Origin of the sequence: Mesonia hippocampi (assembly GCF_014197445.1) — a bacterium.
Lineage (GTDB): Bacteria > Bacteroidota > Bacteroidia > Flavobacteriales > Flavobacteriaceae > Mesonia > Mesonia hippocampi.
Genome location: NZ_JACIFO010000006.1, coordinates 139,675 through 152,308 on the forward strand (window position 1 = coordinate 139,675; position 12,634 = coordinate 152,308).

At 34.6% G+C, this 12,634-nt stretch carries 11 protein-coding genes; 6 read left to right on the forward strand and 5 right to left on the reverse strand.

Going from position 1 to position 12,634, the window contains the following annotated elements:
- Nucleotides 1-54: 54 nt before the first annotated feature.
- On the reverse strand, nucleotides 55-933 hold the full coding sequence (locus GGR32_RS08415) for a cell division protein FtsX (RefSeq protein WP_183477757.1): 879 nt from the start codon (nucleotides 931-933) through the stop codon (nucleotides 55-57).
- 137 nt (nucleotides 934-1,070) lie between these two features.
- Here GGR32_RS08415 and leuS point away from each other — a divergent pair, with 137 nt between their 5' ends.
- Entirely contained in the window at nucleotides 1,071-3,890 is a 2,820-nt protein-coding gene (gene leuS, locus GGR32_RS08420) for a leucine--tRNA ligase (RefSeq protein ID WP_183477758.1), read from the forward strand.
- Nucleotides 3,891-3,966: 76 nt separating this feature from the next.
- On the opposite strand, the gene lysM is transcribed toward leuS, so the two are convergent.
- Nucleotides 3,967-4,446 (reverse strand): peptidoglycan-binding protein LysM, encoded by a 480-nt coding sequence (lysM, locus tag GGR32_RS08425; protein ID WP_183477759.1) that lies wholly within the window; start codon nucleotides 4,444-4,446, stop codon nucleotides 3,967-3,969.
- A 174-nt stretch (nucleotides 4,447-4,620) separates the two neighbouring features.
- Here lysM and GGR32_RS08430 point away from each other — a divergent pair, with 174 nt between their 5' ends.
- Nucleotides 4,621-5,313: a zinc metallopeptidase gene (locus GGR32_RS08430; protein ID WP_183477760.1), complete on the forward strand. Its 693-nt coding sequence runs from the start codon at nucleotides 4,621-4,623 to the stop codon at nucleotides 5,311-5,313.
- A 54-nt stretch (nucleotides 5,314-5,367) separates the two neighbouring features.
- Here the strand turns inward: GGR32_RS08430 and GGR32_RS08435 are convergent, their stop codons facing one another.
- Nucleotides 5,368-6,738, reverse strand: coding sequence for a saccharopine dehydrogenase family protein (locus tag GGR32_RS08435; RefSeq protein WP_183477761.1), 1,371 nt, complete (start codon nucleotides 6,736-6,738; stop codon nucleotides 5,368-5,370).
- Between the two features lie 71 nt (nucleotides 6,739-6,809).
- On the opposite strand from GGR32_RS08435, the gene GGR32_RS08440 reads away from it, so the two are divergent.
- Both GGR32_RS08440 and pckA read left to right on the forward strand, forming a co-directional pair.
- Nucleotides 6,810-7,199, forward strand: a complete 390-nt coding sequence (locus GGR32_RS08440; RefSeq protein WP_183477762.1) for a DUF423 domain-containing protein — start codon at nucleotides 6,810-6,812, stop codon at nucleotides 7,197-7,199.
- A gap of 74 nt (nucleotides 7,200-7,273) precedes the next feature.
- Nucleotides 7,274-8,869: a phosphoenolpyruvate carboxykinase (ATP) gene (gene pckA / locus GGR32_RS08445; RefSeq protein ID WP_221403711.1), complete on the forward strand. Its 1,596-nt coding sequence runs from the start codon at nucleotides 7,274-7,276 to the stop codon at nucleotides 8,867-8,869.
- A 76-nt stretch (nucleotides 8,870-8,945) separates the two neighbouring features.
- On the opposite strand, the gene GGR32_RS08450 is transcribed toward pckA, so the two are convergent.
- Complete coding sequence (locus GGR32_RS08450) at nucleotides 8,946-9,689, reverse strand: uroporphyrinogen-III synthase (protein WP_183477763.1); 744 nt, start codon at nucleotides 9,687-9,689, stop codon at nucleotides 8,946-8,948.
- Nucleotides 9,690-9,719: 30 nt separating this feature from the next.
- Nucleotides 9,720-10,397, reverse strand: a complete 678-nt coding sequence (locus GGR32_RS08455; RefSeq protein WP_183477764.1) for a DUF4271 domain-containing protein — start codon at nucleotides 10,395-10,397, stop codon at nucleotides 9,720-9,722.
- Between the two features lie 84 nt (nucleotides 10,398-10,481).
- On the opposite strand from GGR32_RS08455, the gene GGR32_RS08460 reads away from it, so the two are divergent.
- Nucleotides 10,482-11,210: a polyprenol monophosphomannose synthase gene (locus GGR32_RS08460; RefSeq protein WP_183477765.1), complete on the forward strand. Its 729-nt coding sequence runs from the start codon at nucleotides 10,482-10,484 to the stop codon at nucleotides 11,208-11,210.
- Between the two features lie 79 nt (nucleotides 11,211-11,289).
- Nucleotides 11,290-12,630 carry a dihydroorotase gene (locus GGR32_RS08465; RefSeq protein ID WP_183477766.1) on the forward strand — a complete coding sequence of 447 codons (1,341 nt, stop codon included), beginning with the start codon at nucleotides 11,290-11,292 and terminating at the stop codon, nucleotides 12,628-12,630.
- Nucleotides 12,631-12,634: the final 4 nt, after the last annotated feature.

Here is a 12,634-nt window from a genome sequence, read left to right on the forward strand (position 1 = left end):
TTGCTGTTTATTAGATACAAATATAAAACTCTTATAGGAATTAATTTGGTTGTCTTAGTAGTAGAGTTCGTCTGTTTTTAGGTTTAAAAAGCGTTGCGTGGCAAAGAAGGTGCTTACCCAGGTAATTAAAATACCTAATAGTAAAATACTCATAAAAATTAAACCGATAAGGAGTTGGTCTTTTAGTAATTGAAGCTCAGGAAAACTTTTGTTGATGTAATACAAAACTCCTGCCATACCTAAAAAAGCTAAAAAAGCACCAAAAATACCAAGCCTTATGCTTTTCCAAATAAAGGGTTTACGGATAAAGCTTTTAGTTGCGCCTACCATTTGCATTGTTTTTATGGTAAAACGTTTTGCGTAGATGGATAACCGGATGGAGCTGTTAATTAATAAAACAGCAATGAATAGAAAAATAGCACTTATTACCAGTACCCAGAAACTTATTCGCTTAATATTATCGTTTAACAAAGCAATTAGTGGTTTGTCGTAAGCTACTTCATCTACAAAATTTTTGTTGCTTAGATCTTTAGCAATTTCGGCTACTTTCTCTGCAGATACATAATCTGCTTTCATATAAATGTCTATAGAGTTTTGCAGCGGGTTATAGCCTAAAAAATCCATAAAATTTTCTCCGATTTCTTTAGCATGGGTTTTTGCAGCTTCTTCTTTAGAAACAAAATGAGTGCTTTTGGTGTACTCTGCCATTGCTAGACTTTTTTCCAGCTGATTGATTTCAACCTCTTTAGCGGTGTCTTTAAAGTATACTGTCAAAGCAATTTGTTCCTTAAAATGGTCGGCTACTTTTTTGGTGTTAAGCACCAATAAACCTAACAATCCTAATAAAAAAAGCACTAACCCGATACTTAGAATTACCGATATGTAAGACGAAATTAAACGTCTTTTTTGATATTTATCAAAAGAAGAACTCATATAAAAGCATAGATTTTTTGTAAAAATAAAAAAGTAAATGAAACTCTTTCGTTTAAAACGTTTAAACTTTTCACTTTCGTACATTAATAGTATTTTAGCCGTTTAAATTAGCCTAAAGCGAAGTAAATACATTTTGTATGAGTTATAATTTTAGTCAGATAGAAGCCAAATGGCAAAAATATTGGTCGGAAAACAATACATTTAAAGCCAGTAACCATAGTGATAAAGAAAAGTATTATGTGTTAGATATGTTTCCATATCCATCGGGAGCAGGATTACATGTTGGGCATCCGTTAGGCTATATAGCAAGCGATATTTATGCTCGATATAAACGCCATAAAGGTTTTAATGTATTGCATCCACAAGGTTATGATTCATTCGGCTTACCCGCCGAGCAGTATGCCATCCAAACAGGTCAGCATCCTGCAGTTACTACAAAGGTTAATATTAATCGTTATCGTGAGCAGCTCGATAAGATAGGTTTTTCGTTTGATTGGAGTAGGGAAGTGCGTACTTCCAAGCCGTCATATTATAAATGGACACAATGGATATTTAGTAAACTCTTTGAAAGCTGGTATGATAAAAAGCAAGATAAAGCAAGAGAGATTTCTACCTTAAAAGAAATTTTTAAGAAAGAAGGAAATGTAAATGTCGCTGCTGTTACAGAAGAGGATATACCTTTATTTACCGCAGAAGAATGGATAAACTATCAACAAACAGAACAAGAAAAAATACTGTTGAAATACAGGTTAGCATACCTTGCAGATACCGAGGTTAACTGGTGTCCTGCCTTAGGAACCGTTTTAGCAAACGATGAGATTGTAAACGGTGTCTCAGAACGTGGTGGCCATCCTGTAGTGAGAAAGAAAATGAAGCAATGGAGTATGCGAATTTCGGCTTATGCAGAGCGTTTATTACAAGGTTTAGAAACGATAGACTGGAATGAAAGCTTAAAAGAAAGTCAACGCAATTGGATAGGAAAATCTGTAGGAGCGCAAGTAACCTTTAGTGTAAAAAATTCAGAAAGCACAATAAATGTGTTTACTACACGTCCAGATACTATTTTTGGTGTTACTTTTATGACGTTAGCGCCAGAGCATGAATTGGTTTCTAAAATTACTACTGCCGAACAAAAAGAAGCGGTAGAAGCCTATAAAACCGCCACTGCAAAACGAAGTGAGCGTGACCGTATGGCAGATGTAAAAACCATTTCTGGGGTATTTACAGGGGCTTATGCCGAGCATCCGTTTACCAAAGAGCCTATTCCTATTTGGATAGGAGATTATGTGTTGGCTAGTTATGGAACGGGAGCTGTTATGGCGGTTCCCTGTGGAGATCAGAGAGATTATGATTTTGCAAAACATTTTGATATCCCCATAAAAAATATTTTTAAGGATGTTGATATTTCAGAAGCAGCCCATACCAATAAAGAGGGAAGCGTTATTTCAAATTCAGACTTCTTAACAGATTTACCTTATAAAAAAGCTATAAAACAAGCTGTTTATCAGATAGAACAAGAAAAAATAGGAGAGAAACAAACCAATTACCGTTTGCGAGATGCGGTGTTTAGCCGTCAGCGCTATTGGGGAGAGCCTTTTCCTGTATATTATAAAGAAGGATTACCGCAAATTATTGCACAAGAACATCTTCCGATAGAGCTTCCTGAAGTCGAAAAGTATTTACCTACAGAAGAAGGAGAGCCGCCTTTAGGGAGAGCCGATTGTTGGGCGTGGGATACCAAAAATTATAAGGTAGTAGAGAATACGTTGGTAGATAACCAAACAATATTTCCGCTAGAATTAAATACCATGCCTGGTTGGGCAGGTAGTTCGTGGTACTTTTTCCGTTATATGGAAGATGAACAACGCCAGGAAGTTTTTGCTTCGAAAGAAGCCTTAACTTATTGGCAAAACGTAGACCTGTATATTGGAGGAAGTGAACATGCAACAGGACATTTGCTTTATGCACGTTTTTGGACTAAATTTCTTAAGGATATAGGGCTTGTTCCTGTAGAAGAGCCATTTAAAAAGCTTATTAACCAAGGGATGATTCTTGGCGAAAGTGCTTTTGTTTATCGTATAGAAGGAGAAAATAAGTTTGTTACATTCTCCAAGAAAGAGGCGTATAAAACACAAGAAATTCATGCCGATGTTGCTTTTGTAAATGCAGCTAATGAGTTGGATATTGAAGCTTTTAAAAACTGGAGACCAGAATTTAAAGATGCTGCTTTTATCACCGAAGACGATGGGAAATATATTGTAGGGAAAGAGGTCGAAAAAATGTCTAAATCTAAATTCAATGTGGTAAACCCAGATGATATTTGTGAAGACTACGGCGCAGATACCTTACGCATGTACGAAATGTTTTTAGGGCCTTTAGAGCAAGCAAAACCATGGAATACCGCAGGAATTACGGGGGTGCATAACTTCCTTAAAAAACTGTGGAAACTATATCATGACGGAGAGCGTTTTGCTGTAACCGATGCAGAAGCATCAAAAGAGGCGATGAAAACCTTACATAAAACCATAAAAAAAGTAACAGAAGACATCGAAAGTTTTAGTTTTAATACTTCGGTTTCTACCTTTATGATTGCCGTGAATGAGTTGAGTGCTCAAAAATGTAAAAGTAGAGCAGTATTAGAACCATTAGCGATTTTAATTTCGCCTTACGCACCACATATAGCAGAAGAGTTATGGCAGAAATTAGGACATAACGAGAGCGTAACTACAGCTTTATACCCTGTTTATGAGGAGAAATATTTAAAAGAAGATAGTAAAACTTATCCGATATCGTTTAACGGGAAAACTAGGTTTACCTTAGATTTAGCTTTAGACTTATCGAAAGAAGAAATTGAGAAGATAGTAATGTCTGATGAGCGAACTCAGAAACAATTAGATGGAAGAACACCTAAAAAGGTAATTGTTGTGCCAGGGAAAATAGTAAATATTGTAGGCTAAACATTAAATTGTTAAAACAGAAAACACCTCTTGTTGTGCAAACAAAGAGGTGTTTTTTTTTGAGTAATAATTTAGATTAATCTAAGTTAGGAATACGTAAAACTTGTCCAGGGTAAATTTTATCTGGATCGGTAAGCATAGGTTTGTTAGCCTCAAAAATTACAGGATACTTCATGGCGTTTCCATAAACTTCTTTTGCAATTTTGCTTAACGTATCTCCGCGTTCTACTGTATGAAAACGGGATGGAGGAACTGGTTCGCATTCTTCTTCTTCTTCAAAAACTTCTTCTATTTCTAAATTGTCCTCAACCTTTGCTATACCTGCAGAGTTTCCGATAACTAAAACCACCTTTTCTTTGGTTTCTTGGTCTTTAGCTATACCGCTAACACTAGCGGTGTCGTCGTTAAGGTTAATAGCTAAACTACGAACCTCTAAAGATAATTGGTTAATGGTGTTTGTAAGCTTATCAATAGCTTCAGCTTTTTCTTCTTCGCTGGTTTTTCCGATGCCAAAAACTTTTGCTCCAGCATCCTTAATAAAAGAGATAAATCCCATAATAAATTGATTTTATAATTTGAATCTAAAATAAATTAAATAAAGCAGTATTATTATTAAATAGGTGTTAACTTTTTTTGAAATATACTGTTTATTTTTTAAATAAAATTTATAATTTTAAAGCTGTGGTATTTACTGTAAAATATTATATTTAGCTAAAAAAATAGAAGCATTATGATGGGATATTATATTCTTGCTGGAGCTATTATGCTGGTAAGTATGTTTGTAAGTAATCGTTTAAAATCGAAGTTTAAAAAGTATTCTAAATTGCATTTGCAAAACGGAATGAGTGGAGCTGAAATTGCTCAAAAAATGTTGAGAGATAATGGAATAACCGATGTAAAAGTTATTTCTACACCAGGACAGTTGACAGATCATTACAACCCGATGAATAAAACAGTAAACTTAAGTGAAGCTGTTTATAGTCAGCGAAATGCAGCGGCAGCGGCTGTTGCTGCACATGAGTGTGGGCACGCTGTGCAACATGCAACAGCATATAATTGGTTGCAGATGCGAAGCCGATTAGTGCCTATGGTAAGTATAGCCTCAAAATATAGCCAATGGGTAATTATGGGAGGATTGTTGCTTATGGGGATGGTTTCTATAGGTGTAGGGCAAACAGTTTTACTAGTAGGTATTATTATGTTTGGCTTAGGAACCTTATTTAGTTTTATAACGCTTCCTGTGGAGTATGATGCTAGTAACCGTGCATTGGCTTGGTTAAAATCTGCTAATATGGTAACCTCGCAAGAGTATGATGGCGCAAAGGACGCTTTAAAGTGGGCGGCAAGAACTTATGTGGTGGCTGCAGTTGGATCTTTAGCAACCCTGTTGTATTTTATAAGTATATACTTAAGTAGAGATTAAAATAAACTTCATTATATAAAAAAGGGCTTTCAATTAAGCCCTTTTTTATTGTTTTTATCCTACAACCGTATGTTTATTATAACCTAAGTATTCTGTTTCTTTTTCTTTAAAGATAATTCCGTAATCTTCTAATTCTTTTAAAATAGGGGTGTAGATTTCTTTGTGTATCGGGCGGAGTACTCCAGGCATTGTAATTTCTTTATTTAATATTTTTAGAGCGGCAATCCCTACAGGAATTCCTACGGTTTTTGCCATGGCTGTATAGGTTTGATCTTCGCCTATCAATCCAAGAGTAGCATCAATTTGCTTTTTTTCTCCGTTGAGTTCATAACCAAACTTATGGTACATAACAATCATGTCTTTATCGTGAGGTTCTAGTGTCCATTTTTCTTCTAGAATTTTTTGGAGTGCTTGTGCTGGAGTCGCGTTTTTAATTCCAATTTTCTTGTTAGGATTAAATAAATCTAGCTCCACAAGTTTATCCCACATTAGGTCATCTTGGTCTATTTTTAGGTTCATGCGGGTTTTGAGTTCTACAGAGTCTGTAGGGGAATAAGGTAGAAAAGCATTTACAAAATCGCGATAGCTCATGTTTTCAGAATCTTCTAATGTATAAGTGTCATCTGTCATTCCTAATTGCACAAACATATTCCAAGCTTTGCTAAAACCTATACGTCTTAAGGTACCTCTATAAAGTGTTTGGATGTCTTCTAGAGCATATACACTTCGGTATTTTAGAGAGTTGCGATTTGCTAGTCCTTCAAACCTTCCAAAGCCATCGATTTCAAGAAATTCGGTGCGTCTAAATAAGCGATGGTAAGGGATGTATTTGTATTTTCCTTCTTGGATAAATTCGGCCGCACCTCCTTGTCCTGCAACCACTACATTTCGAGGGTTCCAGGTGAATTTATAATTCCATAAGTTGGTATCGCTTTCAGGAGCAACCAAGCCTCCGGTAAAAGATTCAAATAAAAGCATTTTTCCGCCTTTATCGCGGATACGGTCAATTACTTGCATTGCGCTCATGTGGTCAATACCAGGGTCTACCCCTATTTCATTCATAAACACAAGGTTTTTAGCTTTAACATCGGCATCAAGTGCTTGCATTTCGTCACTAACATAAGAGGCGGTAACCATGTTTTTAGAAAAATGCACACAATCTTTTGCTACTTCTACATGAAAACGAGCAGGGAGCATCGAGATAACAATATCGGCATTTTTTATAGCCTCTTGGCGTTCTTCGGTGTTAAAAATATCAAGCGCTATAGCTTTGGTATATTGATTTTTACCTGCAAATTTCTTCGCATTGTCTATAGATTTATCTGCGATGATAAGGCTAAGGTTGTTAGTGTCGCTTTTATCTTGTAAGTATTTAATTAATGAAGAAGTTGATTTTCCTGCACCAATAATTAAAATTTTTCGCATATTTTAAGTAGTTTTACGTTGTGTTAATACACACGAATGTAAATAATAAATTAGGTTTATAAAAGTTAATTATGGATAAGAAGCTTCTCGTGTTAGGGAGTACTTTAGGATTTTTAGCTGTGATGTTGGGAGCATTTGGAGCTCACGGGTTAGAAAAACTTATTACGGAAGATGCTATAAATACTTTCGAGGTAGGAGTGCGTTATCAATTTTATCATGCTTTTTTAGCTTTATTTGTTGGAGCATTAGGAAAAAATATATCCGCTAGAGCGAAATTTTTTGCGTTTTATGGGATTCTTATAGGTGTATTATTTTTTTCAGGCTCTATTTATGGCTTAGCTACAAATACATTATCAGCATTCGATTTTACAAGTATAGCTTTAATTACTCCACTTGGAGGAAGTATATTGCTTTTAGTTTGGCTATGCTTAATTATTCAGTTTATAAAAATCAAACCATAAAAAATTACTTAACCGCTTGATTCTTTGGTAATATTTTTAAATTTGCCAAACAATCACAACAATTATACTTTATAATGGCAAACAATCAAACCACAAAAACGTTATCATTAACTGATTACGGAATTGAAAACGCAACCATCCATTATCAATTATCTCCAGAAGAGTTACATAAAGTTACTTTAGATAAACAAATGGGAGTAGAAGCAGACTCTGGAGCATTAGCAGTTAACACTGGGAAATTTACAGGGCGCTCACCATTAGATAGATTTATAGTAAAAGACGATGTAACTGCAGATAAAATCTGGTGGGGCGATATAAACATTCCTTTTGCTTCAGATAAATTTGATAAGTTATATGATAAAGTGGTAGCTTACCTTTCTGGAAAAGAAATCTTTGTGCGCGATAGCTACGCTTGTGCAGACCCTGCATACCGTACCAATATTCGTGTAATTAATGAATACCCGTGGAGCAATCTTTTTGCACACAATATGTTTTTACGCCCTTCTGAAGAAGAGCTAGCAAACTTTAATGAAGAATGGCTAATTGTAAATGCTCCAGGATTTTTGGCAGACCCAGCAGTTGATGGAACAAGACAAAGCAATTTTGCAATTTTGAACTTTACCAAAAAAATAGCACTAATTGGAGGTACAGGATATACAGGAGAAATTAAAAAAGGTATTTTTTCTGCCTTAAACTTTATTTTACCTGTAGATAAAAATACATTGCCAATGCACTGTTCTGCAAATGTAGGAGAGGCTAATGATACCGCTATATTTTTTGGACTTTCAGGTACAGGAAAAACAACATTATCGGCCGATCCAAGTCGTAAACTTATAGGCGATGACGAGCATGGTTGGACAGCAGAAAACAAGGTGTTTAACTTTGAGGGCGGTTGCTATGCAAAAGTTATTAACCTCTCTGCAGAAAAAGAACCAGATATCTTTAAAGCAATTAAAGCAGGTGCTTTACTAGAGAACGTTATTATGGATGCTAATGGAGCTGTAGATTTTGATGATGTAAGCATTACCCAAAACACCAGAGTGAGTTATCCTATTTATCATATTGATAACATCCAACAACCTTCAATAGGAGAGAATCCAAAAAATATTTTCTTTTTAACTGCCGATGCTTTTGGGGTACTGCCTCCGATAAGTAAATTAACCCCAGGGCAAGCAGCTTACCATTTTATAAGTGGATATACTGCAAAAGTAGCCGGAACTGAAGCCGGAATAGATGAGCCGCTACCAAGTTTCTCTGCTTGTTTTGGCGCGCCGTTTATGCCATTACACCCAACAAAATATGCGGAAATGTTAAGTAAAAAAATGCAGGAAGCAGGAGTTAATGTTTGGCTGATAAACACAGGATGGACAGGAGGTCCTTATGGCGTAGGAAGCCGTATGTCGCTTAAATATACACGCGCTATGATTACGGCTGCCTTAGAAGGAAAACTTAAAGATGTAGAGTATATTACACATCCTATATTTAATTTAACAATGCCAACAACTTGTCCTAATGTTCCTGCAGAGGTTTTAAACCCTAAACAAACATGGACAGATGCAGCAGCTTATGATGAAAAAGCAACTAAATTAGCCGAGTTTTTTAAGCAAAATTTTGAAAAATTTGAAGAATATGCCAACGAAGAAATTATGGCAGGAGGTCCTAAAAGTTAATTAATAAAGGATCTATTTATAACTAAAAAAGGGAGCGTAATGCTCCCTTTTTTAGTTGAAGTAATCGTGAAGAGTACTATTTCTTATTATGTTCTTTGATGTATTTTTCCAAAGCCATTGTCATTGAAGGCGTCTCTGGTGTTGGTGCTGTAATATTTGCTTTTAACCCATGCTCTTCTGCAGCTTTAATGGTAGAGTTTCCAAAAACAGCAATACGAGTGTTATTTTGTTTAAAGTCAGGGAAGTTTTCAAATAAAGATTTTATTCCGCTAGGACTATAAAATACCACAACATCATAAAAAACTTTTTCAAGGTGCGATAAATCGCTAACTACGGTTTTGTAAAAAACAGCACGTTTCCATTTTATGCTTAGCTTGTCTAACGCTTCAGGGATGGCTGGTTTTAGCACATCGGAAGAAGGTAATAAAAAGCGTTCGTTTTTATATTTTTTAATTAATGGAACCAATTCTGGAAAAGTTCTTTTTCCTACATAAATTTTACGCTTCCTGTATACTACATATTTTTGTAGGTAATAAGCAATTGCTTCGCTTTGACAAAAATACTTTAGTGTATCAGGTACTTTAAAACGTAATTCTTGGGCTATTCTAAAAAAGTGATCTACCGCATTTCGACTGGTTAAAATAATAGCAGAATACTCAGATAGATCTACTTTTTGTTGCCGAACGTCCTTAGAAGTTGCTCCTTCTACATGAATAAAAGGAATAAAATCTATTTTTACTTTTTGTTTTTCCTCTAACTCAAAATATGGTGAGTTCTCAGAAGGCTCTGGTTGAGAAATTAAAATGGTTTTCACTTTCATAAACAAGTACTTTTAGTGCTAGTGCCCTAATTATCTTAATATAATTACTTTATATAAAATAAAATAGGGAGCTATTTCAAGTGTGCAAAGGTACAAAATAAAATAGAACCAATAAGTATAAACTATTTTTCTGTGTTTATAATAGTAAGAAAATAGGCTGGTTAAATGTATGCTGAATACAGCTATAATAAGCCCAATCAACATATTATTAGAGGGCGGAAAAATATAAAGTAAAACAATTATAATAGGGAAAAAGGCTATGCTTATAAAATTTTTTACGCTAATCTTGTAAAATAAGTACTTATTTAATGTTTGGTCAATTTCAAAAAGATTACTTATAATGCGTTCTGTTACATATTTTATTCCGATAAGTGTAATTAAAATAATATATAACTGTAAAAAGTAAGTAAATGAAGCAGTATTGCTATTTAAGGTAATATTGAAATGATAAAGTATAATGTAAATCCCTAAGGCATTAATAAGTGAGACAGCAATACTTACAATAAGACTGAATTTATCAATAATTTCGGTAGATTTATTATAAGCAGAAAAATACTTTTTAGAAACATAAATAGTTACAAAATCATAAAACTTATTTGGGTAACTATAATTAGCAATCCCAAGCATAGTAAACGCTATAAGGATAAGTGCCGTTACCCAATCGTTTGCTGTTACGTGTCTTTCTATAGCATTTAGTGGAAGTTCCATAAGCAAAAACAAAGTTAAAATTAAAATAGGAGATAACGAAGCTTAAAAAAGAAAACTAAAAATATGTACATTTGCCAAAAAAATATGCAACAAAGCCTTGTTATTATTCCTACTTATAACGAGATTGAGAATATCGAACATATTATTCGGGCAGTTTTCTCTCAATCTTTAGCGGTGCATATTTTAATTGTAGATGATAATTCTCCCGATGGAACGGCTCAAAAAGTTGCTGCCTTACAATTGGTTTTTCCTGATAAATTGTTTTTAGAAATAAGAAAAAATAAATCGGGTTTAGGTACAGCTTATGTACATGGCTTTAAATGGGCATTAGCAAGGCCTTATACCTATATTTTTGAAATGGATGCCGATTTTTCTCACAACCCTAACGATATCATAAAGTTACACCAAGCATGTACACAACAGCAAGCACACTTGGCTGTAGGTTCGCGCTATGTTAAAGGAGTAAATGTAGTAAATTGGCCTATGAAACGGGTGCTGCTCTCTTATATAGCTTCTAAATATGTAAAGTTAATAACACGAATGCCCATAGATGATACTACGGCAGGCTTTGTGTGTTTTCACCGAAGTGTTTTAGAAAAAATAAATTTAGAAAAAATACAGTTTGTAGGCTATGCTTTCCAAATAGAAATGAAATTTAAAGCATACCTAAAAAAATTTAAAATTGTCGAAGTTCCTGTTATATTTACCGACCGTACTAGGGGGAAATCTAAAATGAGTAGCGGAATTATATCCGAAGCCATTTTTGGCGTACTATCCATGAAGTTAAAAAGTTGGTTTTATAAAGAATTTTAACGAGTAAAAATGAAATTGATTAATACACACAACATATTTTTATCCCCTCTAACCATTATTAAAAACTAAATAGAAGTTTGTGAAAAAGATACTTATAAAAAATGCTAAAGTCGTAAACGAAGGCAAAATCACCGATGCCGAAGTATATATAGAAAATGGACTTATCGCAGAAGTAGCACCCATAATAAGCGCAAAATCTCAAGATATTCAAGTAATAGATGCCGAAGGTAAACACCTGTTGCCAGGAGTAATAGACGATCAGGTACATTTTAGAGAACCAGGACTTACGCATAAAGAAGATATAGCATCGGGATCTAGAGCGGCTATTGCAGGAGGAATTACCTCGTTTATAGAAATGCCAAATACCAATCCGCAGACCACAACCATCAAACTATTAGAAGAGAAATTTGAAATAGCAAAACAAACTTCTTATGCAAATTATTCGTTTATGTTTGGCGGAACAAACGATAACCTAGAAGAAATAAAAAAAATAAACCCTAAAAACACAGCGGCTTTAAAGCTGTTTTTAGGCTCTTCTACAGGAAATATGCTGGTTGATAATGAAAAAGTTTTAGAAGAAATTTTTAAAAACTCTCCCGTTCTGGTAGTTACCCATTGTGAAGATGAAGAAACTATTCAGAAAAATTTAGCAACTTATAAGGAGAAATACGGAGACGATATCCCCATAAAGTTTCACCCTGCAATACGCAGTGAAGAAGCTTGCTACCTATCCTCGTCTAAGGCAGTAGCACTAGCTAAAAAAACAGGAGCGCGCTTACATATCTTTCATTTATCTACGGCAAAAGAAATCTCTTTATTTTCTAATAAAAAACCACTAAAAGATAAAAAGATAACCGCAGAAGTTTGTGTCCATCACCTATGGTTTAACGATTCTTATTATGATGAAAAAGGAACACATATTAAGTGGAACCCAGCAGTGAAAACTCAAAAAGATCAAGAAGCTTTATTAAAAGCCCTATTGGATGATAAAATAGATGTTATTGCAACCGATCATGCGCCACATACATTAGAAGAAAAAGATAATGTTTATACAAAAGCTCCAAGTGGAGGACCTTTAGTACAACATGCATTACCAGCAATGTTAGAGTTTTATCACCAAGGGAAAATATCACTTCCTAAAATTGTAGAGAAAATGTGCCATAACCCAGCCATTCTATTCAATATTGAAAAAAGAGGCTACATTAAGGAAGGTTATAAAGCCGATTTAGTGTTGGTAGATTTAAACGCTCCGTGGACAGTAAAAAAAGAGAATATTTTGTATAAATGCGAATGGTCTCCATTCGATAAAACCACTTTCAAATCTCGTATCACACATACCTTTGTAAATGGAGAGTTGGTTTACCGAAACTTTAAAGTGTTAGATAAAAAAGTAGGAGAACGATTAACTTTTGATAGATAAAAAT